The sequence below is a fragment of the Streptomyces sp. NPDC015032 genome, assembly GCF_043080425.1.
Taxonomy (GTDB): domain Bacteria; phylum Actinomycetota; class Actinomycetes; order Streptomycetales; family Streptomycetaceae; genus Streptomyces.
This window is the reverse complement of the sequence record NZ_JBIBVN010000005.1, coordinates 251,093-276,166: the sequence shown is the minus strand read 5'-3', so window position 1 is coordinate 276,166 and position 25,074 is coordinate 251,093. Positions and strand designations below refer to the sequence as shown.

The 25,074-nt window shown below is 70.5% G+C and carries 22 protein-coding genes; 11 read left to right on the top strand and 11 right to left on the bottom strand.

Annotation, left to right across the window (positions count from 1 at the left end; all coding sequences use genetic code 11):
- Window positions 1-210 precede the first annotated feature (210 nt).
- Together ACF08M_RS11645 and ACF08M_RS11640 are read left to right on the top strand one after the other, a co-directional pair.
- Entirely contained in the window at window positions 211-873 is a 663-nt protein-coding gene (locus ACF08M_RS11645; RefSeq protein ID WP_392185071.1) for a TetR/AcrR family transcriptional regulator, read from the top strand.
- Between the two features lie 208 nt (window positions 874-1,081).
- On the top strand, window positions 1,082-2,614 hold the full coding sequence (locus ACF08M_RS11640; protein WP_392185039.1) for an MFS transporter: 1,533 nt from the start codon (window positions 1,082-1,084) through the stop codon (window positions 2,612-2,614).
- 142 nt (window positions 2,615-2,756) lie between these two features.
- Here ACF08M_RS11640 and ACF08M_RS11635 read toward each other — a convergent pair whose 3' ends face one another.
- The gene (locus tag ACF08M_RS11635; protein WP_392185038.1) at window positions 2,757-3,269 is read right to left on the bottom strand and encodes a MarR family winged helix-turn-helix transcriptional regulator; all 513 of its coding nucleotides are present in this window, start codon (window positions 3,267-3,269) and stop codon (window positions 2,757-2,759) included.
- Window positions 3,270-3,405: 136 nt separating this feature from the next.
- Here ACF08M_RS11635 and ACF08M_RS11630 point away from each other — a divergent pair, with 136 nt between their 5' ends.
- Entirely contained in the window at window positions 3,406-4,191 is a 786-nt protein-coding gene (locus tag ACF08M_RS11630; RefSeq protein ID WP_392185037.1) for a dioxygenase, read from the top strand.
- Between the two features lie 161 nt (window positions 4,192-4,352).
- Here the strand turns inward: ACF08M_RS11630 and ACF08M_RS11625 are convergent, their stop codons facing one another.
- Window positions 4,353-5,420, bottom strand: a complete 1,068-nt coding sequence (locus ACF08M_RS11625; RefSeq protein ID WP_392185070.1) for a questin oxidase family protein — start codon at window positions 5,418-5,420, stop codon at window positions 4,353-4,355.
- 654 nt (window positions 5,421-6,074) lie between these two features.
- Between ACF08M_RS11625 and ACF08M_RS11620 the strand changes: the two genes are divergently transcribed.
- On the top strand, window positions 6,075-7,073 hold the full coding sequence (locus tag ACF08M_RS11620) for an RNA polymerase sigma factor RpoD/SigA (protein ID WP_093895672.1): 999 nt from the start codon (window positions 6,075-6,077) through the stop codon (window positions 7,071-7,073).
- 158 nt (window positions 7,074-7,231) lie between these two features.
- Here the strand turns inward: ACF08M_RS11620 and ACF08M_RS11615 are convergent, their stop codons facing one another.
- Window positions 7,232-8,194 (bottom strand): helix-turn-helix transcriptional regulator, encoded by a 963-nt coding sequence (locus ACF08M_RS11615; RefSeq protein ID WP_392185036.1) that lies wholly within the window; start codon window positions 8,192-8,194, stop codon window positions 7,232-7,234.
- A gap of 111 nt (window positions 8,195-8,305) precedes the next feature.
- Here ACF08M_RS11615 and ACF08M_RS11610 point away from each other — a divergent pair, with 111 nt between their 5' ends.
- Entirely contained in the window at window positions 8,306-9,910 is a 1,605-nt protein-coding gene (locus ACF08M_RS11610; protein WP_392185035.1) for an MFS transporter, read from the top strand.
- A 231-nt stretch (window positions 9,911-10,141) separates the two neighbouring features.
- On the opposite strand, the gene ACF08M_RS11605 is transcribed toward ACF08M_RS11610, so the two are convergent.
- From ACF08M_RS11605 to ACF08M_RS11595, 3 genes are all read right to left on the bottom strand, one after another.
- Window positions 10,142-10,912, bottom strand: coding sequence for a DUF6227 family protein (locus tag ACF08M_RS11605; RefSeq protein ID WP_392185034.1), 771 nt, complete (start codon window positions 10,910-10,912; stop codon window positions 10,142-10,144).
- 134 nt (window positions 10,913-11,046) lie between these two features.
- Complete coding sequence (locus ACF08M_RS11600) at window positions 11,047-12,180, bottom strand: P1 family peptidase (protein WP_392185069.1); 1,134 nt, start codon at window positions 12,178-12,180, stop codon at window positions 11,047-11,049.
- A gap of 169 nt (window positions 12,181-12,349) precedes the next feature.
- Window positions 12,350-13,507: a low temperature requirement protein A gene (locus tag ACF08M_RS11595; RefSeq protein WP_392185033.1), complete on the bottom strand. Its 1,158-nt coding sequence runs from the start codon at window positions 13,505-13,507 to the stop codon at window positions 12,350-12,352.
- Window positions 13,508-13,722: 215 nt separating this feature from the next.
- Between ACF08M_RS11595 and ACF08M_RS11590 the strand changes: the two genes are divergently transcribed.
- The 6 genes from ACF08M_RS11590 (at window position 13,723) to ACF08M_RS11565 (ending at window position 19,271) form a co-directional block, all read left to right on the top strand.
- Entirely contained in the window at window positions 13,723-14,874 is a 1,152-nt protein-coding gene (locus ACF08M_RS11590; protein ID WP_392185032.1) for an MFS transporter, read from the top strand.
- Window positions 14,871-17,195, top strand: coding sequence for a molybdopterin oxidoreductase family protein (locus ACF08M_RS11585; protein WP_392185031.1), 2,325 nt, complete (start codon window positions 14,871-14,873; stop codon window positions 17,193-17,195). Before ACF08M_RS11590 ends, ACF08M_RS11585 begins: the two co-directional genes overlap by 4 nt.
- 5 nt (window positions 17,196-17,200) lie before the next feature.
- Window positions 17,201-17,803 carry a 4Fe-4S dicluster domain-containing protein gene (locus ACF08M_RS11580; RefSeq protein ID WP_392185030.1) on the top strand — a complete coding sequence of 201 codons (603 nt, stop codon included), beginning with the start codon at window positions 17,201-17,203 and terminating at the stop codon, window positions 17,801-17,803.
- The gene (locus ACF08M_RS11575; protein WP_392185029.1) at window positions 17,800-18,591 is read left to right on the top strand and encodes a Rieske (2Fe-2S) protein; all 792 of its coding nucleotides are present in this window, start codon (window positions 17,800-17,802) and stop codon (window positions 18,589-18,591) included. Before ACF08M_RS11580 ends, ACF08M_RS11575 begins: the two co-directional genes overlap by 4 nt.
- Window positions 18,588-18,986, top strand: coding sequence for a hypothetical protein (locus tag ACF08M_RS11570; protein WP_392185028.1), 399 nt, complete (start codon window positions 18,588-18,590; stop codon window positions 18,984-18,986). The genes ACF08M_RS11575 and ACF08M_RS11570 overlap by 4 nt, the downstream gene beginning before the upstream one ends.
- A gap of 75 nt (window positions 18,987-19,061) precedes the next feature.
- Window positions 19,062-19,271 carry a hypothetical protein gene (locus ACF08M_RS11565; protein WP_392185027.1) on the top strand — a complete coding sequence of 70 codons (210 nt, stop codon included), beginning with the start codon at window positions 19,062-19,064 and terminating at the stop codon, window positions 19,269-19,271.
- 221 nt (window positions 19,272-19,492) lie between these two features.
- On the opposite strand, the gene ACF08M_RS11560 is transcribed toward ACF08M_RS11565, so the two are convergent.
- The 5 genes from ACF08M_RS11560 to ACF08M_RS11540 form a co-directional block, all read right to left on the bottom strand.
- A complete protein-coding gene (locus ACF08M_RS11560) occupies window positions 19,493-19,942 on the bottom strand; it encodes a hypothetical protein (protein ID WP_392185026.1) in 450 nt (149 codons plus the stop codon).
- Window positions 19,943-20,358: 416 nt separating this feature from the next.
- Window positions 20,359-21,192: an S-methyl-5'-thioadenosine phosphorylase gene (locus ACF08M_RS11555; RefSeq protein WP_392185025.1), complete on the bottom strand. Its 834-nt coding sequence runs from the start codon at window positions 21,190-21,192 to the stop codon at window positions 20,359-20,361.
- Window positions 21,193-21,273: 81 nt separating this feature from the next.
- Window positions 21,274-21,636 carry an FmdB family zinc ribbon protein gene (locus tag ACF08M_RS11550; RefSeq protein ID WP_392185024.1) on the bottom strand — a complete coding sequence of 121 codons (363 nt, stop codon included), beginning with the start codon at window positions 21,634-21,636 and terminating at the stop codon, window positions 21,274-21,276.
- A gap of 66 nt (window positions 21,637-21,702) precedes the next feature.
- Window positions 21,703-22,986 (bottom strand): MFS transporter, encoded by a 1,284-nt coding sequence (locus tag ACF08M_RS11545; protein WP_392185023.1) that lies wholly within the window; start codon window positions 22,984-22,986, stop codon window positions 21,703-21,705.
- A 417-nt stretch (window positions 22,987-23,403) separates the two neighbouring features.
- Window positions 23,404-24,942: a potassium/proton antiporter gene (locus ACF08M_RS11540; RefSeq protein ID WP_392185022.1), complete on the bottom strand. Its 1,539-nt coding sequence runs from the start codon at window positions 24,940-24,942 to the stop codon at window positions 23,404-23,406.
- Window positions 24,943-25,074: the final 132 nt, after the last annotated feature.

The window sequence follows — 25,074 nt, the reverse complement described above, 5'->3', positions numbered from 1 at the left end:
GCTGGTTTTCCCGCTCCCGAGATGTGGGTCAGGTCACATTGTGGTGGGGAAATATCCGGGGATCCTTTCCCCGTTTGAACCTGTGTCCCCGCGAACCGGGGAGGTGGTCCCCGGTTACGGAAGGGGGTCGCCGTGGAGAACGAAGAGGGCCGCAGCGACGAAGAGCGCTGCGGGGAGGGCCGGAAGGTCCGGAAGGCAGGAACAGCCGTCGTGGATACCGTCACCCGCACCGCCACCGGAGCGGCGCAGCCCCGGACGACCCGTCCGCGGGCCGACGCGCTGCGCAACCGGGAGCGGATCGTGACGGCCGCGCGCGAGATGTTCGTCGAGTTCGGGCCGGCTGTGCCGCTCGACGAGGTCGCCCGCCGCGCCGGCGTCGGCAACGCCACGCTCTACCGGAACTTTCCCGACCGGGCCGCGCTGACGCACGAGGTCGTGCTCGCGGTCACCTCTCGCACCACCGACCGTGCGGAGGAGGCGGCGGCCGAGGAGGCCGATCCCTTCGCCGCGCTCAGCCGCTTCGTGCACGCGGCGGCCGACGAACGGGTCGGTGCGCTGTGCCCGATGCTGTCCGGCGGCTTCGACAAGGACCACCCCGAACTGCTCGCCGAGCGTCGACGCCTCGAAGAGGCTGTCGAAGGGCTTGTGTCGCGCGCCATGTCCGCGGGGCGCCTGCGCACCGACATCGCCGTCGGTGACGTACTGGTCGCCCTCTCCCAGCTCACCCGACCGCTGCCCGGTACCGGATGTCCGGACATCGACCGGTTCACTCATCGCCACCTACAGCTGTTCCTGGACGGACTGGAGGCTCCGGCCCGGTCCCGACTGCCCGGAACGGCGGCGACCTTGGAGGATCTGCGGCGCCGGCCATGACGCCCGCACCGGGCCCCTGATCCGGGGCCCGGTGGCGCGCCTGCCCCGCCCCGACCACGTCTTCTCCCTCACCACGCGCCCTTTCGCCGATTTCCCGCCCGTTCCCCGACGGCTGCCTTCCTCGGCCGTCCCTGCCCCACTGCCCGTTCGCCGACCTCTCGGTTCATGACGTTCGCGCGCCCGTGCGCGCCCTTAGGTGGATACCTCCATGTCAAAAACAGCTGACATCCGACTCCCGGACCCCAGCCGCTGGAAAGCGCTGGCGTTCATCGCCCTCGCGCAGCTGATGGTCGTGCTCGACGCCACGATCGTGAACATCGCGCTGCCGCACGCCCAGACGGCCCTGGGGATCTCCGACGCCAACAAGCAGTGGGTCATCACGGCCTACGCCCTCGCCTTCGGCGGGCTGCTGCTCTTCGGCGGCCGGATCGCCGACCTCTGGGGCCGCAAGCGGACCTTCGTCGTCGGCCTGATCGGCTTCGCGCTGGCCTCCGCGCTCGGGGGTGCGGCGCAGAACCAGGGCATGCTGTTCGGCTCCCGTGCGCTCCAGGGCGTCTTCGGCGCGCTGCTCGCCCCGGCGGCCCTGTCGCTGCTCGCCGTGATGTTCACCGACGCCAAGGAGCGCGCCAAGGCGTTCGGCATCTACGGTGCGATCGCCGGTGGCGGTGGCGCCGTCGGCCTGATCCTCGGCGGCTTCCTGACCCAGGTGCTGAACTGGCGCTGGACCTTCTTCGTCAACATCCCGTTCGCGGTCGTCGCGGCCCTGGGCGCGTACTTCGTGATCCGCGAGCCGGCCGGCAGCCGCAACCGCTCGCCGCTCGACATCCCGGGCGTCGTCCTGTCGGCACTGGGTCTGGTCTCGCTGGTGTACGGATTCACCCGTGCCGAGTCCGCCGGCTGGTCGGACGCGCTGACCATCGGCATGTTCGTCGCGGCCGGTGTGCTGCTCCTGTCGTTCGTCCTGACCGAGTCGCGGGTCAAGTCGCCGCTGCTGCCGCTGCGCGTGGTGCTGGACCGCAACCGCGGCGGCGTCTACCTCTCGCTGGGTCTGGCCGTCATCGCGATGTTCGGGCTGTTCCTCTTCCTGACGTACTACCTGCAGGTCGTGAAGGGCTACTCGCCGATCAGGACGGGCTTCGCCTTCCTCCCGATGATCGCGGGCATGATCACCGGGTCGACGCAGATCGGTGCCCGGCTGATGACCCGCGTCCCGGCGCGCAAGCTCATGGGCCCCGGCTTCCTGGTCGCCGCCGTCGGCATGCTGCTGCTGACGCAGCTGGAGATCGGTTCCTCCTACACCACGCTCATCCTGCCCGCACAGCTCCTGCTGGGGCTGGGCATGGGCTCGGCGTTCATGCCGGCCATGTCGCTGGCCACGCACGGTGTCGAGCCGAGGGACTCGGGCGTCGCGTCCGCGATGGTCAACACCTCGCAGCAGGTGGGCGGCGCGATCGGTACGGCGCTGCTGAACACCATCGCCGCCTCGGCCGCGACGGCGTACGCCACCTCGCACGCCGCACTCGGCGCCACCGATCCCGAGCTGCTGAAGCTCCAGTCGATGGTGCACGGCTTCACCGGTGCCATCTGGTGGGCCGTCGGCATCCTGGTCGTGGCCTCCGCGATCGCGGTGACCTTCATCAACGCCGGGCGCCCCTCGGCGGCCGCGGTGTCCGGAGCCTCCGGTTCGGGTGACGCCGACGGTGTCGAGGACGAGTTCAAGATCCCGGTCGTCGCCCACTGACGTCGTCGTGCGACGTGAGGTGTGAATGAAACGTGGCTCTGCCCCGGTTCCGCTCGGTGGAACCGGGGCAGAGCCATGTCCGGTGCGGCAGAGCCCGTCCGGTGCGTGCCCGGTACGCGCCGGAGGGGACCTTGTCGTGCGGTCAGCGCAGCCAGGGCAGATCCGCGTCCGTGCCCTCCGGCTGGAGTCCGGTGGCGACGACCTGCATGATCTCGCCCAGTGAGCGCACCTGCTCGGGCGTGAGCCGGTCGAACATCGCCTGGCGTACGGCGCTGACATGGCCCGGTGCGGACCGGCGCAGCATCTCGTAGCCCTCGTCGGTGAGGACCGCGTTCTGGCCGCGCTTGTCGGACGGGCAGTCCTCGCGGCGCACCCAGCCGCTCTTCTCCAGCCGCGCGACGGCGTGCGAGAGCCGGGACCGGGTGATCTTGGCGTCCTTGGCCAGCTCGGTCATCCGCTTTTGGCGGCGGGGTGCCTGGGAGAGCTGGACGAGCAGTCCGTAATAGATGTGCGGCATGCCGGCATCGCGCTGCAGCTGACGGTCGAGATGGTCCTCCATGAGCGTGGTGGCGTGGAGGTACGCACGCCAGACGCTCTGCTCTTCGTCGGAGAGCCAGCGCGGCTCGCCGGGGGATGCCGTGGTCATGTACTCCACTGTACGACCTTTTCTTGAAAGTTTAACTAGATAGAGCTAAGGTCTCCGGAGATGGGAACTTGAAGATTAAAGAACCCTTCCTTCTCAAAGACACCACTAGAAGACTTACCTCGATCGGCAGCGGATGGGGAGTGCCATGACTGTCACCGCGGAGCGCATGCCCGCCCTCTACCTCTCCCACGGCGCACCACCGCTGGCCGACGACCCGGTCTGGCCCGGCGAACTGGCCGCCTGGTCCGCCCGGCTGCCCCGCCCCCGGGCGATCCTGATGGTCTCCGCGCACTGGGAGGAGGCCCCGCTCGCCCTCGGCGCCACGGAGACCGTTCCGCTCGTCTACGACTTCTGGGGTTTCCCCGAGCACTACTACCAGGTGCGGTACGCGGCCCCGGGCGCCCCGGCGCTGGCGGACGACGTGCGCAAGCTGCTGCGCGGTGCCGGTACCCCGGTCCAGGACATCCCGGACCGGGGGCTCGACCACGGGGCGTACGTCCCTCTGGTGGAGATGTTTCCGGACGCCGGCATCCCCGTACTCCAGATCTCCCTGCCGACGCTGGACCCGCGGCGGCTGATGGACATCGGGCGCAAGCTCGCGCCGCTGCGCGACGAGGGCGTCCTGATCGTCGGCAGCGGCTTCTTCACCCACAACCTGGCCGCCCTGCGGCACCCGGGCGGCGGCACCCCCGGCTGGTCGGCGGAGTTCGACGACTGGGGGAACCGGGCGCTCCAGGCGCAGGACATCGACGCGCTGCTGGACTTCGAGCACAAGTCCCCGGCCGGCCGGCTGGCCCACCCGCGCACCGAGCACTTCGCGCCGCTCTTCGTGACCCTCGGCGCCTCGGAGAACGAGCTGGACCGGGGCCGCAGCGTCATCGACGGGTTCTGGATGGGGCTGGCGAAGCGGTCGGTGCAGTTCGGCGGATGACAGTGAGGGGGGCGGAAGGTCAGGCGGAAGGCCGGCGGGGCCGCCACCGGCGAGCGGGCGGGGCGTCGTCGGGCCGACGGGTTCGTCAGCGGGCCGACGGGTCCGCGGGAGGGCGGCGGAGCCGTCGGGGGGCCGATGGGGCCGACGGGACCGGCGGGCTGTCACAAGGTCGGTGGGTTCAGCTCGATCGAGCGGAGCGCGGCGGCGAGAGCCGTGGCGTCGCCGACGTCCAGCGCGGTGTCGGTGAACTTGATCGTGTGATCGTCACCGTGCGCCGCCGCGCGTGCGAAGAGCTCCTCGGCGGATGCGCTCGCCGGTGTGTACGGGGCCGGCTCGGCCGGGCCGTATGCGGCGGTGACCGCGGCACTCGCCGCCCAGGCGGCCCCCAGGCTCGGTACCCACAGCGCGCGGGGGAGCGCGGGCAGCGTGCGCAGCACGGCATTGGGTGCGGTCGCGGCGTGCACCAGCATGATCGGTTCGCCATGCCCGTGCGTGGCGTAGCGGTGGGTCGCGGCGCGCACCAGTTCCTCCAGCCGGGCCCGCGCCTCGTCCGGGTCGTCGGTGAACCGCTGCGGCCACACCGGAAACGCGCTGAGCTGCGCCAGCCGGTCCCGGATGCCGCCGCTCTGCCCGGGTACCGGCGGGACGGCGTCCAGCGCGGCCGCGGCGCTCGGTGCGGGGGGCAGCGGAGCCAGTGCGGGCAGCGGCTGGTGGCGGGCGGCCCAGTAGCCGAGGCCGTGGGCGAGCTCGGTGATCCGGGGCGCGCTCGCCTCGCCGCCGCCGAGCAGGGTGCGTACGGAGTGGCCGACCCGGATCACGGGGTGGGTGGCGCCCGCCGCGATGCCGGGCAGCAGCCGCGGCCACCACTCGGTCAGGACGTCCCGCCAGGGGCGCTCGGTCGTCTCCCGCTCGAAGTACAGCGTCCAGTCGGCGATCCGGCGCGGGTCGCCCAGGGCCTCTCGCCAGTTCTCCGCCGTCACCCGGGACGCGGTCTCCGGCATGTCCTCCAGCTTGTGGCTGTAGTGGTCGAGCCATCGGTGAACGGCCGGTGCCTGACCGTGCCGGACCAGCGCCTCGACGGCCATCGGGCCGTGATTGCTCAGCCAGCCGTTTCGTTCGGGGCCCGCCGTGTGGAGACGCTCCAGCGCCTCGTCGAGCGTGCCCGTGGTGTCGTCGCCGGTCCTGTTGCCGGGGTCCGTCGCGTCGGCACTGCTTGCTGCGTCGTCCATGCGGTCGTTCGTGCGCTCGCTCATACCGGGCACGCTAGGCGCGGCGTCCCCGGTGCGTAACGGGCCGCGGACCTAGGCCGGGTTCCCTCCGAGCCCTAGGCCGGGTTCCCTCCGGGCCCTAGGGCTGCGGTCCCAGCGGTTTCTCGTACCGGGCCACGTCCCAGTACGTGCCGAGCTTCCGCCCCGCCTCGGCGTACGTACCGACATGGCGGAGACGTACGTATCGACACGGCGGAGACGTACGTACCGACACGGCGGAAATTGAAGCGCTCGTGCAGCCGGGGCGAGGCGGGGCCGACAATGCGGACATCCTGAGCAACCAGAAGGCGGTGCGAGCCGTCTTCAGGGTGGGAACGAAGCCACGGCAGACGCTGTTCAGGTGTAAGGGGGACCGCATCGAATGTGAGCGCGGTCTCATGAACGTCATGGTGGTAGATGTCCGCGAGGGCCATCAAATCATCTTCGATGCCCGGTCTGACCTGCGCTTCTGTCTGGATGCCCGGCATGCACACCCCCCTTGCGGTGGCACAGGGTACTGCATGATCGAGAAAATGAATGCCAGGCATGGGAATTCTGTCCGGATTCCAGTCGTTGTTTCCATCGGATGCAGGGCACCTGAGAGGGTGTCGCGACCTACTCAGCAAGGGAGCACGCATGGCAACCCGTGCCGTCGCCCGTCGTTCGTCCGCCACCGGTGGGACCAGCCGGGCAAGCAGTGTTCGCGCCTCGGGCGGAGAGATCGCCGATCGCGACCTGGTCGGCATGTACCTGGACGAGATCGCGCGTACGCCGCTGCTCGACGCCGCGAAGGAGGTCGAGCTGTCGCAAACCGTCGAGGCGGGTGTGTATGCGCGCCAGATACTCGACGGCGCGGTGGAGAGCGAAGCCGGTGGAGCGACGCGCGAGGAGCTGGAGGCGCTGGTCGCCGAGGGCGAGCGCGCCAAGGACATATTCATCCGTTCCAACCTCCGGCTCGTCGTTGCCGTCGCACGCCGCTACCCGAGGGCCGGTCTGCCCCTGCTCGACCTGATCCAGGAGGGCAACGCGGGCCTGGTGCGCGCGGTCGAGAAGTTCGACTACGCCAAGGGCTTCAAGTTCTCCACGTATGCGACATGGTGGATCCGTCAGGCCATCACCCGTTCCATCGCCGACCAGTCCCGTACGATCCGGCTCCCCGTCCACCTGGTGGAGGAGCTCGGCCGGATCCGCCGGGTGCAGCGCGAATTCAACCGTGAGCACGGCCGCGAGCCGGAGCACACGGAGATAGCCGCCGAGCTGGACTCCACGCCGGAGCGCGTGGGTGACGTGCTGGACTGGGCCCGTGACCCGGTCAGCCTCAACATGTCCGTCGACGACGAGGGCGAGACACAGTTCGGCGATCTGCTGGAGGACACCTCCGCGGTGTCGCCCGAGCAGTCGGTGATGACGCTGCTGCGCAGCGAGGAGCTCGAGGACCTGATCGGCAAGCTCGACAACCGCACCGCTTCGATCATCCGGATGCGGTACGGCATCGAGGACGGCCGCGAGCGGACCCTCACCGAGGTGGGCAAGCAGCACGGCCTGACCCGTGAGCGGATCCGCCAGATCGAGAAGCACGCGCTGCTCGAACTGAAGCGAATGGCCCACGACACGGGTTTTGACGCCGCGGCGTGAGCCCTGGTCCAGTAACCTCCGAAATGGGTCGCTTCGTGTGACCCCCTGAGCTGAGTCCCGGCGCCCACCCCCCCCCTGGCGCCGGGGCTCATTCTTTTGCGGCCCGCACCGGGGTGGCGCGGTGGCCGCCGACCGGCCCCGGTGCGGGCGGCAGTGTGTCAGCGTGCGGTCGCGCGCGTCAGCCGGGCGCCCAGATCGCTCAGGTACTGCGCCAGCTGCGGCGGCTCGTGCACGGTGAACTCGCAGTCCACCAGCGCCAGTCGGAGCGCCACCCACTCCAGCGAGTCCGACAGCACCGCCCGCAGCCGGCAACTGTTCTCGCCGGTCCGTTCCGGCGGGCCGAACGCGGCCGGCAGCCGCGCGGACACGAACTCCGCCGGGGCGGCGAAGCTCACCTCCACCGCCAGTTCCGGCTGCCGGCGGGCGATGGAGCCGGCGAGGAACTCCACCGCGTCCCCCGTGGGCAGTTCGCGCGGCGTGAACCGGGCCCCGGTCGCGAACGGTTCGCTGACCCGGTCGACCCGGAACGTACGCCAGTCCTCGCGCCCCAGGTCGTAGGCGACGAGATACCAGCGCCACCCCGTGCTCACCAGCCGGTACGGCTCGGCCTCCCGCCTCGTCTCGGCGCCGTCGCCCGCACGGTAGGCGAACCGCAGCCGCTCGCGGCCGGTGACCGCCGACGCCATCACCGTCAGGGTGTGCGGATCGATCGTCGAGCCGTCGCCGCGGGTCAGCGGTACGGTCGCGGTCTGCAGGGTCGAGACCCGGTGCCGCAACCGCGAGGGCAGCACCTGCTCCAACTTCGCCAGAGCCCGTACGGACGCCTCGTCGACCCCCTCGATGGCATGCCCGGCGCCCGCCCGCAGGCCGACCGCGATGGCCACCGCCTCCTCGTCGTCGAGGAGCAGCGGCGGCATGGCGGTGCCGGCGACGAGGCGATAGCCGCCCACCGAACCGCGCGAGGCCCCGACCGGATAGCCGAGCTCGCGGAGCCGGTCGATGTCGCGACGGATGGTGCGCGGGCTGACATCGAGCCGTTCGGCGAGTTCGCTGCCCGGCCACTCGCGGGGCGTCTGGAGGAGCGACAGCAGATTCAGCAGGCGTGCCGGGGTGTCCGTCATGGGCTCATCCTCGTGTCCGGGTGTTGCTGTGTTGTCCGGGTGTCGGTCGTCTCACCAGGGTGCCCACCCATTGGGTCATGATCTGACCTATTGGCTGTCTAGCTTCTCCGTATGACTTCTTCCGCATCTCTGCCGTCCACGGCATCCGGGCCCACGGTGTCCTCGGACCCGTCGGACCGGCGACGCTGGTTCGCGCTCGCCATCGTGATGACCGCGGCCTTCATGGACCTGGTCGACGTCACGATCGTCAACATCGCCGTCCCGAGCATCCAGCAGGACACCGGCGCCTCGTTCAGCTCCATCCAGTGGATCACCGCCGGATACGCCCTGGCCTTCGCGGCCGGGCTGATCACCGGCGGCCGGCTGGGCGACATCTACGGCCGCAAGCGACTGTTCCTCATCGGTATCGGCGGCTTCACGCTGGCCTCCGCGCTCTGCGGCTTCGCCGTCGACCCGGAGATGCTGGTCGCCTCCCGCATCCTCCAGGGCGGCACCGCCGCGCTGATGGTCCCGCAGGTGCTGTCGATCGTGCACGCCACCTTCCCGGCCCACGAGCGCGGCAAGGTCTTCGGTCTCTTCGGCGCGATCGTCGGCCTCGGCGCCGTTCTGGGACCGCTGCTGGGCGCGCTGCTCACCGAGTGGAACATCGCCGGTCTCGAATGGCGGCCCATCTTTCTGATCAACCTTCCGGTCGGCATAGCGGGTCTGATCCTGGGACGGAAGTTCATCACCGAGTCCAAGGCCCCGAAGGCGCTCCGGCTGGACCTGATCGGTGTCGCCCTGGTGACGCTGGGACTGCTGATGCTGATCTACCCGCTCACCCGTGGGCGGGAGCTGGGCTGGCCGCTGTGGGGTCATGTGTCGATGGCCGGCAGCCTTCTGGTGTTCCTGGTCCTGGTGGTGTTCGAGCGGGGGAAGGCGCGCAAGGACGGTTCGCCGCTGGTCGAGCTGTCGCTGTTCCGGGTCAAGAGTTTCGCGGCGGGCATCGCCGTGCAGCTGACCTTCGGTCTCGGCCTCGGCATCTTCTTCCTGGTCTGGACGCTCTACATGCAGATGGGGCTCGGCTGGAGCGCGCTGAAGGCCGGTACAACGGGTATCCCGTTCTCGATCGCCGTCTCGTTCGCTGCCGGGATCTCCGTACAGAAGCTGGTGCCCCGCTTCGGCCGCAAGGTCCTTCAGACGGGCGCGCTGCTGATGATCGTCGGCCTGCTGCTCTACATCTGGGAGTCCGACCGGTACGGCATGGGCATCACGTCCTGGCAGATGGCGCTGCCGCTGGTCGTCATGGGCCTGGGCATGGGCCTGATCGTGGCCCCGCTGACGGACATGGTGCTGTCCGAGGTGCCGAAGGAGCACTCCGGTTCGGCCTCCGGACTGATCAACACCATGCAGCAGATGGGCAATGCGATCGGGCTCGGACTGGTCTCGGTCGTCTTCTTCGGCTCGATCGGGGACCGGCTGGCGCCGCAGCAGGTGGGCCCGGCGTTCGCGGAGGCGTTCCAGCACTCGCTGTGGTGGGTGGCCGGGGTGCTCGCGGTGATCTTCCTGGTGATGTTCGCGCTGCCCGCACGGCCGCGGCAGCACGTGGAGGCCGGCGGAGCGGGCGCGGACACCACGGCCGGGGCGGCAGGCGACGGGTCGCCGGCCGCCGTGGACAGGTCCGCGTACGCCGTGGACGAGCCCGAACCCGGCAAGGAACTCGCCCTCACTCCCTGACGCGTCCTGCTTCGATGCGGAGAACGAAGAGAACGAAGAGAACAGAGAACGGCGAACAGAGAACGGCGAACGGAGAACGGCGAACGGCGAACGACGACGGTGCCCGCCCCTCGGGGGTGCGGGCACCGTCGTCGTTCTCGTCTTGGGGGGGCGGGTTCTCTTCCTGCCCCGGGGCGTCCGGGGCAGGAACGGGCCGACTCGGGCCGCCTCCGGCCGTCCCGGGGCAGCAGGTCAGCAGATGCGCGTGCGGCTCTCCATGGCCCCGCGCGCGGAGTCCTCGTCGCCGTACACCTCGCACATGTGGCGACCGTCCGGCGTGGCCGTGTGCTCGACTTCCCACAGGCTCATCTCGCTGCCGTCGAGGAGCAGGAAAGCGTGCTCGTACAGCGTGAATCCGGCGTCCCGCCCGTCCACCCGGCACTGCCGGCCGAAGACCTGGGTGATGTGGTGGGCGAAGGCGGCGCGCAGCAGCCGGGCGGTCTTCTCGCCGGGGCCGTCGCTGTTCTCGGCGCGGCGCAGGACGCGGCGGGCATGGTCGGCGGAGTTGTCCGGGGCGTACATCCGGGGCATCGGGGCCGGGGGAGCCGTCATCAGAACGGTGAGGGTCTCCAGGTCGGCCTGGGGTCCCTCGTCCCCGAACACCGGGACCTCGCCGAAACCGCCGGTCAGCCGGGCGGCGGCGATATGGACATCGGCTTCGTCGTCGTACAGCTCGTGGTGCCGGAGGTCGGGCTCCGTCCGGGAGAACGGGTGCGTCGCGCTCCGCGGACCGCCGTGCACCAGCTCCCACAGGGTGAGCGGGGTGCCGTCGGACAGCAGATACGTGTGCCGGTAGGTCTCCCGGTGTAGTGCGGAACTGTGGTGCGAGGAGTGCAGGGAACTGCTGTGGGCGAGCGCGGTACCGAGTCTCTCGACCGTATTGTCGGGCAGGTCGAAAGAGTTGAGTGCCCGTCGCAGGAGTCGCTCGAGGTGCTGCTCGGTTGTCTCGTACGGATCGCTCAAGGTGCTGTCTCCAGGCCGTCGCCGCGTGTTACTTGATGCGTGCTTAACGTAGTCCCTGGGTCCGACATCATGACCGGGGTTCAGGAAAACGCATGACGCACGCATATGGTTCCTGGCGGTTCGTCCGAACTTCCTCACCCGGGAGGCGAGTCGGGGTCCGCACGGCTGTACGTCGACGGCCGCGACGGGGACCGGCTCGCGCCATAGAGATCGCTGTACGCGAGGTAGCTGCCCCCGCCGTGGCGGCCGTTGACGCTCTGAGCTGCCCGGACGGCCTTCACGATGGCACGGGTCAGCGCGTCCGCGCCGGCCGCCAGCAGGTCGTTGAGCGCGGCCGGGTTCTGCGGATCCAGTGGCCGGGTGTTGGTGGCCAGCGCGAAAACGGTGTCCCCGTCGGTCAGCAGGTGTACGGGGCGGACGCCGCGCGCAAGTCCGTCGTGCGCTGTACCCGCAAGCTTCTGCGCCTGGGCCCGGGTGAGTTCGGCGTCCGTGGCGACGACCGCGAGCGTGGTGTTGAGCGGGGGGCGTACGTTTTCCCCCTGGGTCTCCGCCAGGCGCTGCCGCGCCGCGCGGTGGACCTCGGGTGCGGGGTGCACCGGCGGTTCGGTGGCGCCGTACTCCCCGTACAGCACCCCGGTACGCGGGTCGATCACCGAACCTGCCGCGTTCACCACGACGAGCACGCCCACCGTGATCCCGGACGCCAGCCGCACGCTCGCCGTGCCCACTCCGCCCTTGAGCTGCCCGGCGACCGCACCCGTACCAGCGCCGGCATTTCCCTCGACGACCGGCGCCCCCGGCTCCGTGGCCGCCGCGTCCTCCACCGCGGCGCGGCCGGTCGAGGCGTCCGGGCGGGCCCGCCAGTCACCGCCCCGCCCCAGGTCGAAGATGCACGCGGCCGGGACGACCGGCACCACCTGTGCCGGATCGGGACCGACCCGCACCCCCCGTCCCTGTTCCTCCAGCCAGGCCATCACACCGGACGCCGCGTCCAGGCCATACGCGCTGCCGCCCGTCAGGACGACGGCATCGATGCGCTGCACCAGATTGCGTGGATCGAGCGCGTCCGTCTCCCGGGTGCCGGGGCCGCCGCCACGGACGTCGACGGCCGCGATCGCACCGCCCTCGGGGGCGAGGACGACAGTGGTGCCGCTCAGCGCACCCGCACCCGCCACCCGCGCATGGCCGACGCGCAGCCCGGCGACGTCGGTCAGCGCGTCGAGCGGCCCGGTGGCGTCGGTCGGAGCGTCGAGCGGCCCGGACGACAGGGGGGATGCGTGCCGCGCGACGGACGGAGACGATGCGTGCCGCGCGACAGACGGATCTGCCGGCTTCTGCGGTTCTTCCGTCACCACGTGCTCCTCACAGGACTCACCACTCGCACCTCACGACTCTTCGTCTCTCCGTTCACGTAGGCACCGCACCACGCCCCTGTGCTCACTCCGCCACGGCGGGCCGCCGGGACAGTGCCACCCCCACGGCCACGTTCGCCGCCGCCACCAGGCCGGCGGCGAGCACCGCCCACTCCCCGGCGAACGTACAGGCCAGGATCGCCAGCGCGGCCGCGGGGAGGGGAAGTTGCTCCGCGAGATCGCGCTTGAAGTGGCGGGCGTGCAGGACCCATACCGTCAGCAGGAAGAGCGCCGAGGGCACGGTCACCGCGGCGGCGGCCGCCGTAGCCGAGATGTGGGCCTTGCCCACGGCCTCCTCCACCGCGACCTCAAGGCCCGAGCCGATCGCGGCCGCGGAGCCGAAGACCAGGAAATGTCCGTATCCCCAGATGAACGCTTCCCTGCTGCCGCGCAGGTAGTCATGGATCGGTACGGCGAAATAGATCCACCAGGCGGAGAAGACGATCAGCAGCCCGCCCGCGGCGATCGGCAGCAACTCACCGAACGCTTTGTGCTCGTCCACCGCCTCCTGGACCGCGACCGTGGCCGCCGCGATCGTCTCGCCCAGCACGATGATCGTGAACAGGCCGTACCGCTCACCGATGTGATGCGGATGCCAGCTCGTCTGGCGGTCGCGCTCGGCGACCGCCGGAACGGACAGTTCCGCGAGCACGAGCACGACGAAGACGGCGGCCCGCGTTCCGCCCGTGTTGTCGGTCAGCAGCAGCATGCCGATCCAGCCGAATTGCACCACGACGATCCCGACGGCATACCGTAGGGCCACCCGCCGCTCGGCACCCTGGGTGCAGTACGCGGCGCGCAGCCACTGGCTGGTCAGGGCGAGCCGCATCACGACATAGCCGGCGACGCCGACCGTCCAGTCACCCGCGTCGAACGCGCGCGGCACCCCGGCGGCGAGGATGAGCACACCGGTGATCTGGACCAGCGTGACCACGCGGTACAGCGGGTCGTCGGTGTCGTAAGCCGATGCGAACCAGCTGAAATTGGCCCAGGCCCACCAAATCGCGAAGAAGACAGCGGCGTAGCTGGCGATGCCGGTGGCGGCGTGGCCCTCGGCGACGGCATGCAGCAGTCGTTGCCCCGCCTGCGCCACGGCGACGACGAAGCAGAGATCGAAGAAGAGTTCCAGAGAGGTCGCCACGCGATGTTTCTCGATACGGCTGCGGGCGGTCATTCCGGGCATGACATCAGCACACCAGACAGGGTCGGTGACGCTCGGGGACGTACCCCGGGCGCCGGTCGGCAAGATCTGTGGATGGACGGTACGTAGTTCTCGGAGAAAGCGCAGGTCGGCACGGGATACCGGGAGCCCGTACCCCCGAGCCGGTCGGGCGAACGGGCTCACCCCACTGAGTCGCAAAACGGGACGAGCGCCCCATATGACCCTACGGTGACGGGGTGACCGAGCCGCCAGAAGCCTCCGCCGCAGCCGCGCAGCCCGCCTCAGGTGCGGGGCGCACCGGCTTCTCCGGAGCGCCCGGTACCGCGCGGCCCGCCGGGGGCGCCGGCCCCCGGGCCGCCGCGCCCCGGTCCGCCACCACCCGCGCAACCGCGGCCGGTGTCACCGTCTCCGTGCTGCTGATCCTCGCGATCGTGTTCGGCAGCCGGCTTCTGGAGAACTTCGACTCCGCCCTTCTCCCGTATGCCGTCGCCTCCGTCTTCCTCGCCTTCGGCGTCGCCTACCGCTACACCGTCTGGGTCTCCGCGCCCGGTGCACGGCGCCTGTTCAAGCAGGGGTGGCGGAGCTTCTTCTCCGTGGCCAACTTCCGCAAGGCCCCCACCGCCCTGCCCCGGATGACCGCCACCTACCTGGGCTTCCAGAAATTCCTCGGTGCCCGCTCCCACGCCCGCTGGGCCGCCCACCAACTGATCTTCTGGGGCTGCGTCCTCGCCTCCCTGATCACCTTTCCGCTCACCTGGGGCTGGTTCACCTTCACCTCCGGTTCCGGCTCGGGCCCCGGCTACGAGATGCGCATCTGGGGCTTCAAGATCATCGGCTTCGACTCCCTGGACATCCTGGGTTGGCTGATGTTCCACGGCCTGGACATCGCCGCCGTGCTCGTCATCCCCGGCGCCTCGTACTTCCTCTGGCGGCGGATGCGGGACCGCGGCGCCATCACCGGCCAGCGCTTCGCCTACGACCTGGTGCCGCTGATCGCCCTGATCGTCATCTCCGTGACCGGGCTGCTGCTCACCTTCTCGTCGATCTTCCTGCATGGCGGCGGCTACGAATTCCTGGCGATCCTCCACATGGTGTCGGTGGTCTTCACCCTCATCTACATCCCGTTCGGGAAGTTCTTCCACATCGTGCAGCGCCCGGCGGCGGTCGGCATGCAGCTGTTCAAATACACCGCCCAACAGGACCAGGAGGTCTTCGGCTGCCGCCGCTGCGAGGAACCCGTCGACGCCGCGCCGTACGTCGAGAACCTCCGCGGCACCATGCGCGACCTCGGCCTCGGCTTCGACGAGTGGGCCGAATACTGCCCGCGTTGCAAGCGGGTGCTGCGCGGCAGCGCCTACCTCACCCAGGTCAAGAAGGGCTTCCAGTGACCCCGGATCCGCGAGCCGCCGACCGCCGCCCGGTCGTCCCCCTCGACCCCTCTCTCGCACCGCCCGGCACGCGGGCCTTCCGGGACGCGGGCGGCATCCCCGCCGACCGGTGGCGCGCCGACCAGGAGGGCGAGACGCTCGTCCCCACCCATTGCTGTTTCTGCGGGGTCCAGTGCGGGATGTATCTGCGCGTCGACCGGGGAGGCAAGGTCTTCGGCGTCGAACCCCGCAACCACGACATCAACCGGATGCGGCTGTGTCCCAAGGGCATCAACGCGTATCAGCAGGTCAACCATCCCGACCGGCTGACCGCCCCGCTCATGCGCCGCTCCCGGGACGAGGACCTCCGCGAAGTCTCCTGGGACGAGGCACTCGACTTCACCGTCTCCGAGATCAAGCGCATCCAGCAGAGACACGGGAACGATGCCTTCGGGCTGCTCGGCGGCGCCAGCCTCTTCTCCGAGAAGACCTATCTGGTCGGCAAATTCGCCCGGGTCGCCCTCAAATCCCGGCATGTCGACTACAACGGCAGGCTCTGCATGGTCAGCGCCGCGGGCGCCAACAAACTCGCCTTCGGCATCGACCGGGCCGGCAATCCCTTCTCCGACATCCTGCTCACCGACTGTCTGCTGATCGCGGGCTCCAACGTCGGCGAGTGCTTCCCCGTCATGACCCAGTACGTGTGGGGGGCCCGGGACCGCGGTGCAAGCCTGATCGTCGTCGATCCGCGGGAGACCGCGATCGCCCGCACCGCGGACATCCATGTCGCGCTCAAGCCCGGCACCGACTCGGCCTTCTTCAACTCCGTGCTGAACGTGGTCATCGAGGAGGGCCTGACCGACGAGGCCTATCTCGCCGCCCACGCCACCGGCTGGGAGGAGGTCAGGGCCAAGGCCGGTGAGTACCCGCCGTCCCGGGCCGCCGAGATCTGCGGCGTCCCCGCCCAGCAGATCGTCCAGGTCGCCCGCGCCTTCGCCCGCGCCCCCAAGGCCATGGCCTGGCACGCCCGCGGCATCGAGCACCACTCGCAGGGCGTGGAGAACTGCCTCAGCGTGATCAACCTCTGCACCGCCACCGGCCACATCGGCAAACCCGGCGCCGGATACGGCACCCTCACCGGCCAGGGCAACGGGCAGGGCGGTCGCGAACACGGCCAGAAGGCCGACCTTCTTCCCGGCGGCCGCTCGATCATGAACGAGGAGCACCGCAGACAGATCTGCGAGATCTGGGGCATCGAGGAGTCCGAACTCCCGCCCGCAGGCACCTCGATGATGGAAATGGTCTGGCAGATGCAACGCCGCGAGATCCGCGGACTGATCGGCATCTGCAACAACCCCTTCGTCTCCCTCCCCAACTACGAGGTGGTCAAGGAGGGGTACGACGCCACAGAGTTCCATGCCCAATTCGACTTCTTCCTCTCCGAGACCGCGGCCAACGCGCACGTCGTCTTCCCCGTCACCACCTGGGCCGAGGACGACGGGGTGATGGCCAACGCCGAGGCCCGGGTGGTCAAGCACAACAAGGCCCAGGACCCGCCCCCCGGCGTACGGACCGACACCTGGGTGATGTGCGAGCTCGCCAAGCGCCTCGGCGCGGGCGACAAATTCGCCTTCGCCGACTCCCGCGCGGTCTTCGACGAACTGCGGACCGCCTCCGCCGGCACTGTCAACGACTACTACGGCATCACCTACGAACGGCTGGAGGAGACCGGCGGGATCGCCTGGCCCTGCCCCTCCACCGACCACCCCGGCACCCCCCGGCTCTTCGAGGACGGGAAGACCTACCACCCCGACGGCAAGATCCATCTGCAGGTCGTCGAGTGGCACCCGCCGATGGACCCGTACGACGACGAGCACCCCATGTCGCTCACCACCGGACGCACCGTCGCCCATTTCCTCTCCGGCAACCAGACCCGTCGGCTGGGCGCCCTCGTCGAACAGACCCCGCGCCCCTGGGCCGAGATCCACCCCTCCCATGGCTTCCGCAACGGTGAACCGGTCCGCGTCGTCACCCGGCGCGGCAGCGAGGTCTTCCCCGCCCTGGTCACCGAGGCGATCCGCCCCGACACCGTCTTCATCCCGTACCACTGGCCCGTCCCCACCGCGGCCAACGCCCTGACCATCGACGCCCTCGACCCCCGCTCCAAGATCCCCGAGTACAAGGTGTGCGCCTGCCGTATCGAGCACGCCGACAGGATCGACGAGGTTCCCGCGCCCCCTGTCGCACCCGGCCATGTCGCCTACCCGGAGACCCAGGTCTCCCGTACCGATCCGCTGCCGCCCACGTCTCCCCAGGGCCGTGGCACCTCGGAGAGGGGCTGATCCGCATGATGGGCAGAACGATCTTCATCGATCCGGGACGCTGCATCGGCTGCCAGGCCTGTGTCTCCGCCTGCCGGGAATGCGACTCCCACCGCGGCAAGTCGATGATCCACCTCGATTACACCGACGAGGGCCAGTCCGTTGCCTCCCTTCCCACGGTCTGTATGCACTGCGAGGACCCGGTCGCCCCATGCGCCGAGGTCTGTCCCGCCGACGCGATCCTGGTGACCGCCGACGGTGTGGTGCAGCAGGCCGACACCACCCGTTGCATCGGCTGTGCCAACTGCGTCAACGCCTGCCCCTTCGGAGTCCCGAAGATCGATCTGCGGGCGAAGCTGCAGATGAAGTGCAACCTCTGCTACGACCGCACCGCCTACGGCCTCGCCCCCATGTGCGCGACCGTCTGTCCGACGGGAGCGCTGTTCTACGGGACCGTCGAGGAACTCCAGGCCGAGCGCCCCGGCGTCCAGGTCGCCGACACGTTCGTCTTCGGCCGCAGCGAGGTCCGTACCGGTGTGGCCATGGTCGTTCCCGCCGACAGGGTCCAGTGGCCGGTGCCCGGCGGTCTTCCCGTCGTCGAGATCAATGGGAAGGATGTCCGCCGATGAGTGTCACCGGCCGGCCGGCCTCCGGGGACCCGCGCGAAGCCCTGCACGACCGGATCGCCGCCGACTCCCTCACCACCCGGCGCGACTACCTCCGGATCGTCACGACCGTCTCGGGCGGTCTCGCCGTCGGCGGTCTCGGCGTGGCCGGCGGAATCCTTCCGCGTCACGGCGAACCCGCCGACGGCAAGACCCCCGGTCCGAAGAAGATCGCCGCTCAGCTTCTTCCCGGCGAATCCACCGCCTTCCGCTACCCGGACGAAGAGGACCGGGCGGTCGCCGTCCGGCTCGACGACGGCACCCTCGTCGGATACTCCGCGATCTGTACCCATCTCGCCTGCGCCGTGCTCTGGCGCAAGGACCGCGGCTCGGAGGGCGAGCTGTACTGCCCCTGCCACGAGGGTGTCTTCGACGCCCGCACCGGCGAGGTGACCGCCGGGCCGCCGCCCCGCGCACTGCCCAAGGTGGTGCTCACCGAACAGACAGACGGCAGTATCTGGGCGGTCGGCACGACTCGCTCGGGCGAGAGCATCGAACACGGGCTGTGCCGCCGGCTCGGTGCCGACCGCCCGGACCTCGCGTCCCGCACCGGCTGCCCCGCGGTTAGAGGCGGGGGCGCGGAGGCCCCCCTGTCCGACGCATCGGGGCCGGCCGGGGCAAGCGCCTTGGAGGTGGCCGGTGCGAACGCACCGGGGCGGGCCGGGGTGGACGCGCCCGGTGCCGCCCGCCCGCGAGCCAGGACGTCCGGTCCCCGGTCCGCTGTGACCGGGATCTCCGGGAGGCGGACATGAGCGACGCCCAGCAGCCCCGGCGCCAGGGGCCCTGGGACCCTCCGGCGGAGTACCCGGAGTACCACCCGGGCAGTGCCCGGCCCGAGCTCAACCGCCCCGTCCACGAGCGCTATCCGCAGATCCGCCCCACCAGCGGCTACGGCGACCCGCGGGTCCGCCACACCGGTCCCGGTCCGGGGGCGGGCACCGACCAGGAGCCGGAACGCTCCTCGAAACTGACGGCCCGGCTGGCCCTTGCCATGACCGCCGTCATCGGACAGCTCTGGGGCCTGACCGTCGTCATCGACGCGTGGATGGCGGGCAACACCGGCACGGCCTGGTGGGGTTCCGGCTTCCTCTGTCTGTCGTTCCTCGTCGTCCTCGGGCTGTGGCTGCTCGACCCGAAGGATCGCTGACGGCTGCCGTACCGCTGACCCCCGCCGTATCGCTGACGGCTGCCGTACCGCTGACCACCGCCGTACCCTGGGTGTATGAGCACCGCCCCCACCCCCGGCCCGCGCGATTCGAAGCCGTCCCAGTCGGCACAGCCGAAACCCGCGCCGGCTCTGGTCTTCGACGATCCGCTGGACCAGCAGTCCGCGGACGATACGGACCGAGGGTGGGGCGAGCGGGCCCCGGCCGGCGGCAGCGCCGCCGATCTGGCGCGCTTCCTCGACGAGAAGCCACCCCACCACATCTGAGCCCCCGCTCCGTGGTGGTCCGTCGGTGCTGTGGCCGGTTCTCCCGCCGCGTGTCCCACTACCAGTCGTGACCTCGGCCGGGTTCCTGGCCGGGAGCCCCGCCCGCCGGGCCTCCGCGCTGCGATTCGCGTCTTTGATCTGATTACTTGACCGCTCATCAGTACGAATCAGTACAGGGTCACCGCTCAGTACAGGGTCACCGCTCAGCACAGGGTCACCGCTCAGCACAGGGTCACCGCCAGCCTGGCCGAGATACCCGCACCGGCCAGCGACGCGGCCGTGCTCCGGGGAACGGACAGCACGACCAGCGCACCATCCTCCGCGGAACCTTCGGCAGGGTCCTGCGGTACGTCTGCCACCCGCGCGCCCTTCGCCAGCACTCGGGCATCGGCTCCGGTTCTCCCGGCGGCGATGACATCGACACGGTCACCCGGCCGTAACAGCCGTACCGTCCCCGCATCCGCGATCCTGACCGGCGCGGAGACCAACGGAGCCGGCCCCCGCGCCCGCTCCGGCGCCTCCCCGGCCGTACCCCTGGCAGCCCCCTGCGCGGAGGCGCCGCCCGCACCGCTTCCGCCGCCCCCGGCCAGCCCGGTCGCGGCCAACGAGGCAGCCACCAGGGTCAGTGCCGCCGCCATGGAGCGGCGCTGCCGCCACAGCGCCCTCCGCAACCGATGCCCGCTACCTCCTCGCACCCGCAACGGCTCGAACGCCGGTACACCGCAGGGCGGGGGAGCCGGTGCCGGGGACCCAGGAGTCATGGCCGGAGCGGAACCTTCAAAGGACACAAGAGGAGACGAGGGGGACGACGGGGACAACGGGCGCAACGGGCGCAACGGGGGCAACGGGGACGACGGGGGCAACGGGGACGACGGGGGCAACGGGGACGACGGGGGCAACGGGGACGACGGGGACAACGGAAACATGGCCAACACCACCTACCGTGAGGAGCTTCGGACGAACACCCCTCACGATCCACCGTCCGCGAGTCTGCCGCCGACGCCTGTGGACGGCCCCGGTGTTGTGGATAACCCCGTCACCCGGCTGAGGGCCGGCAGGGAAGCAACACCTTGATCCCTGCACGCCCTCAGGGAAGCTCGATCCCCGTCTCCAGCCCGTCCAGCGCGTGCGAGCACGGGCAGTTGCGGTCCGCCTCCGCCGGCAGGGCGGCCACCACGTCGAAGAGCACCGCCCGCAGCCGGTCCACATTGGCCGCGAACACCTTCAGCACCTCCCCGTGCGAGACGCCCTCCCCGGCCTCGGCCCCCGCGTCCAGGTCCGTCACCAGTGTCATCGTCGTGTAGCAGAGGCTCAGTTCGCGGGCGAGGACCGCCTCCGGGTGCCCGGTCATCCCGACCACCGACCAGCCCATCGCCGCATGCCAGCGCGACTCCGCCCGGGTCGAGAAGCGCGGCCCCTCGACGACCACCAGCGTCCCGCCGTCGACCGGCTCCCAGCGCTTGGCGCGGGCCGCCGCCAGCGCCGCCCTGCGCCCTTCGGGGCAGTACGGATCGGCGAAGCCCAGGTGCAGGACGTTCGACTCCGCGCCGTCGGCCCGGGGCTCCCCGTCGTAGTACGTCTGCGTACGGGCCTTGGTGCGGTCCACCATCTGGTCGGGTACGAGCAGCGTGCCCGGTCCGTACTCCGGACGCAGCCCGCCCACCGCGCACGGGCCGAGCACCTGGCGTACCCCGACGGAGCGCAGCGCCCACATGTTGGCCCGGTAGTTGATGCGGTGCGGCGGCAGATGGTGGCTGCGCCCGTGACGGGGCAGGAAGGCGACCCGGCGCCCGCCGATCTCGCCGAGGAAGAGGGAGTCGCTCGGCTGTCCGTACGGGGTGTCCACGCGGACCTCCGTGACGTCCTCCAGGAAGGAGTACAAGCCCGAGCCGCCGATGACACCGATCTCTGCGTTCACCATGCGATCACAGTAGCGGCGCGGAAAAACGCCGAGGACCCCACCGAGCGGATCGGTGGGGTCCTCGGGGAAGCGCGGTGCGGGTCAGGCGGCCGACGTACCACTCGTGGAGGACGACGAGGACGACGAGGACGACGACGATGACGAGGACGCCGAAGAAGACGCGGCGGCCGGAGCGGCGGCGGACGACTTCGTGTCCGACCCCGTCGACGACGAATCGGAACCGGATGCCTTGGCCGAGGACGACGCCGGCGTGCTGCTCGACGAGGAGCCACGGCTGTCGTTCCGGTAGAAACCGGAACCCTTGAAGACAATGCCGACCGCCGAGAACACCTTCTTCAGGCGTCCTTCGCAGCTCGGGCACACGGTCAGGGCATCATCGGTGAACTTCTGCACCGCCTCGAGGCCCTCGCTGCATTCGGTGCACTGGTACTGATAGGTCGGCACTTGCTCCTCCTGGCACTCTGACTCGATGAGTGCTAACGACGCTCCATAGTGACGTATTCCGCTGGATCAGTCCACCGTGACCGGCTCCCGGTGACCGACACCACGTGCCACGGTCCGCCCCGAGGCCGCGGGGGCGAGCCTCGAACGCAGGGCCAGCAGGGTGGCCAGCGCGAGCGCGGTCCCCACGAGCGGCACGACGAATCCGGTGCTCGCACCGTGGGCGTCGGCGAGCCGCCCGGCGACCGTCACCGCGGCCGCCTGGCCGAGGGCGACCGAGCCCGTCAGCCAGGTGAACGCCTCGGTACGGGCGGATCCCGGAACCAGCGCCTCCACCAGCGTGTAGCCGCTGATCAGCGCCGGGGCGATGGATAGTCCGACCAGCAGGCCGAGCCCGGCCAGCAGTGGCACGGAGTGCACCGCCCACAGTCCGGACGCGGTCAGGGTCAGCGCCGTGTACCCGGCGATCAGCCGCCGCCGCGGCCCGCTCTTCCAGGCGATGGCACCGCAGGCGATCCCGGCCAGCATGTTGCCGGCCGCGAAGACCCCGTACAGCAGGCCGTTCGCCTCCGGTCGGCCGATCTCCTCGGTGAAGGCGGTCAGCGAGACCTGCATGCCGCCGAAGACTGCGCCGATCCCCAGGAAGGCCACGGCGAGTACCCGGACACCGGGTACGGACAGCGCGGACGCATGCCGCTCGGAGGTGCTGGACGCGGTGGCGCGCACCGCGGGCTGGGTGCGGTGCTGTGCGGCGAAGAGCAGTCCGCCGATCAGTGTCAGCCCGGCCTCCGTGATCAGGCCCGCTGCCGGGTGCACCCCCGTGCACAGCGCGGTGGCGAGCACCGGGCCGATGACGAAGGTGAACTCGTCCGTCACCGATTCGAAGGCGGCCGCCGTGGCCAGCAGCGGTGAGGCCTCGCGCCCCGGTGCCGCGCCCAGCAGGGCCGCCCAGCGGGCCCGGACCATCGGCCCGACCTGCGGAATGGACGCACCGGTCGGCACGGCCGCCGCGAACAGGGCCCACAGGGGTGCGTCCGCCAGCGCGAGCGCCGTCAGCGCCGATACGGACGCCGCGTGCACCAGGACGCCGGGCAGCAGCACGGCGCGCTGGCCGAACCGGTCGGCGAGTTTGCCGGTCTGCGGTGCGAACAGGGCCATGGAGACACCGGTCACGGCGGCGACGGAGCCCGCGCTGCCGTACGAACCGGTGGTGTGCTGGACCAGGAGCACGATGCCGATCGTCAGCATCGCGAAGGGCTGCCGTGCGGCGAAGCCCGGCAGGAGAAACGTCCACGCACCCGGGGTGCGCAGCAACTGCCCGTAACCGGGGCGGTCGGAGACCGTGGATGCCACGGTCCTTGCCTTTCTGCCGCCTGGTGGCCGAGCTCCCGGGGCCGGCCCGGCACGGGTGGTGCGGGCTCGTGCGGGTGCTGCCGAGAGCTGTCCTCTTCGCGCGGGACTGCGGTAGATGCCGGGCGCTCAGCAGAGGCGGAGGACGCCACGACCGCCATACGGTCGCGCCAGCTCTGCATCAGGCAGAGTTGGTCGTTCGGTTGGGTCGTTCGGGCCGGCCGGTCCCGTAGCCAGGGCCGATCGGGCTTCCCCGATGATACAGGCGCAGGGCCCGGCACACCTCTGAGTGCGTGCAGGGCCCCTGAGTACGCGCAGGGCCCCCGCCCCCGCCTCGGAGCGGCAGCGGGTGGCGCCTCCACTCCTGGTGATTCCTGGTGATCGCTGGTAACTCCTTGTGACGTCCGGTGGCTCAGGGGCTCAGCGGTGCGCTTTCGGGCCGTCGGTCTTCCCGCGCCTCGTCACGGCCTTCAGCGCGTGCGCCACGTCCTGTGCCACGTGGGGCGCGGCGAGGTTCTCGCCGCCGCTGCCGGTCGTTCCCAGCCAGCCCGCGAGCTTGCCGCCCTCGCCGACCGCGCGGAGCCGTTCCTCCGTCGCGTCGCGCACCGGGTCGGTGGTGATCACGAGCAGTTCGTCACCGCGCCGCAGCACGGTGGACGGCGCCGGGACGAAGCTCTTGCCGTCCCGCACGACCAATGTGACCGCGGCGCCGGCGGGCAGCCGGAGTTCCCCGACCTCCACGCCGTGCATCTTCGATCTCGCGGGGATCGCCACCGACAGCAGATGGCCGCGCAGCCGTTCCAGCGGTGCCGATTCGATGCCCAGGTCGGACGCCTCGGCCGGATCGTCGGCGATCTTCAGGACCTTCGCCATCCAGGGCAGGGTCGGTCCCTGGATGAGGGTGTAGACGATGACGAGAACGAAGACGATGTTGAAGATCCGGGTCGAGCCCTCGACCCCGGACACCATCGGAATGGTCGCCAGGATGATGGGTACGGCGCCCCGCAGTCCCGCCCAGGACATGAACGCCTTCTCCTGCCAGGGCAGCCGGAACGGCGCCAGCGAGATGAAGACCTCCAGCGGCCGTGCCACCACGGTCAGCACCAGTCCCACGACGACCGCGGGCCAGAAGTCGTCGTAGAGATCGTGCGGCGTGACCAGGAGCCCGAGCAGCACGAACATGCCGATCTGGGCCAGCCAGCCGAGCCCGTCGGCGAAGCCGCGGGTGGCGGGCCAGTGCGGCAGCTTGGCGTTGCCGAGGATCATCGCGGCCAGGTAGACGGCGAGGAAGCCGCTGCCGTGGGCCATGGCGCCCGCCGCGTACGCGGACACCGCGATCGCCATCACGGCGATCGGATACAGGCCGGACGCGGGCAGCGCCACATGACGCAGGCCGAACGCGCCGAGCCAGCCGACGGCGAGGCCGACGGCCGCGCCGATCGCGAGCTCCAGGGCTATCTCGCCGACCAGTATGTACCAGCTCTCCACCGGTCCCGCGGTCGAGAAGGCCACCACCAGGATCACCACGGGGGCGTCGTTGAAGCCCGATTCGGCCTCCAGTACACCGGTGACGCGAGCGGGCAGCGGCACCTTGCGCAGCACGGAGAAGACCGCGGCGGCGTCCGTCGACGAGACGACCGCGCCGATGATCAGTGACTGCCGCCAGTCCAGGCCGACCAGGTAGTGGGCCCCGGCCGCGGTGACGCCGACGCTGACCGCGACGCCGACGAGCGAGAGCACCGCGGCGGCGGGCAGTGCGGGCCTGATCTCTTTCCACTTCGTGCCCAGGCCGCCTTCGGCGAGGATCACGACCAGAGCGGCGTAACCGATGACCTGGGTCAGCTCGGCGTTGTTGAACCTGACGTCGAAGATGCCGTCCTGCCCTATGGCGATCCCGATCCCGAGGTACAGGAGCAGGCTGGGGAGCCCGCTGCGGGACGAGACGCGCACCGCCGCCACGGCGACGAGCAGGACCAGTGAGCAGGCGAGCAGGAGTTCGTTGAGCGCGTGGACAGTCAGTGGCCGTTCCTTCCCTGCGTACGCCTGCCGAATCGATCCTCGGCATCGGCCGGTCCCGGCCGTTACTTCGTT

Excerpts from the sequence above, each read along its gene's own strand:
- ACF08M_RS11640 (WP_392185039.1), top strand. The coding sequence starts at position 1,082 with ATGTCAAAAACAGCTGACATCCGACTCCCGGACCCCAGCCGCTGGAAA.
- ACF08M_RS11555 (WP_392185025.1), bottom strand. The coding sequence starts at position 21,192 with ATGGTGAACGCAGAGATCGGTGTCATCGGCGGCTCGGGCTTGTACTCC.
- ACF08M_RS11630 (WP_392185037.1), top strand. The coding sequence starts at position 3,406 with ATGACTGTCACCGCGGAGCGCATGCCCGCCCTCTACCTCTCCCACGGC.
- ACF08M_RS11625 (WP_392185070.1), bottom strand. The coding sequence starts at position 5,420 with ATGGACGACGCAGCAAGCAGTGCCGACGCGACGGACCCCGGCAACAGG.
- ACF08M_RS11580 (WP_392185030.1), top strand. The coding sequence starts at position 17,201 with ATGATGGGCAGAACGATCTTCATCGATCCGGGACGCTGCATCGGCTGC.
- ACF08M_RS11575 (WP_392185029.1), top strand. The coding sequence starts at position 17,800 with ATGAGTGTCACCGGCCGGCCGGCCTCCGGGGACCCGCGCGAAGCCCTG.
- ACF08M_RS11565 (WP_392185027.1), top strand. The coding sequence starts at position 19,062 with ATGAGCACCGCCCCCACCCCCGGCCCGCGCGATTCGAAGCCGTCCCAG.
- ACF08M_RS11610 (WP_392185035.1), top strand. The coding sequence starts at position 8,306 with ATGACTTCTTCCGCATCTCTGCCGTCCACGGCATCCGGGCCCACGGTG.
- ACF08M_RS11595 (WP_392185033.1), bottom strand. The coding sequence starts at position 13,507 with ATGCCCGGAATGACCGCCCGCAGCCGTATCGAGAAACATCGCGTGGCG.
- ACF08M_RS11620 (WP_093895672.1), top strand. The coding sequence starts at position 6,075 with ATGGCAACCCGTGCCGTCGCCCGTCGTTCGTCCGCCACCGGTGGGACC.
- ACF08M_RS11570 (WP_392185028.1), top strand. The coding sequence starts at position 18,588 with ATGAGCGACGCCCAGCAGCCCCGGCGCCAGGGGCCCTGGGACCCTCCG.
- ACF08M_RS11615 (WP_392185036.1), bottom strand. The coding sequence starts at position 8,194 with ATGACGGACACCCCGGCACGCCTGCTGAATCTGCTGTCGCTCCTCCAG.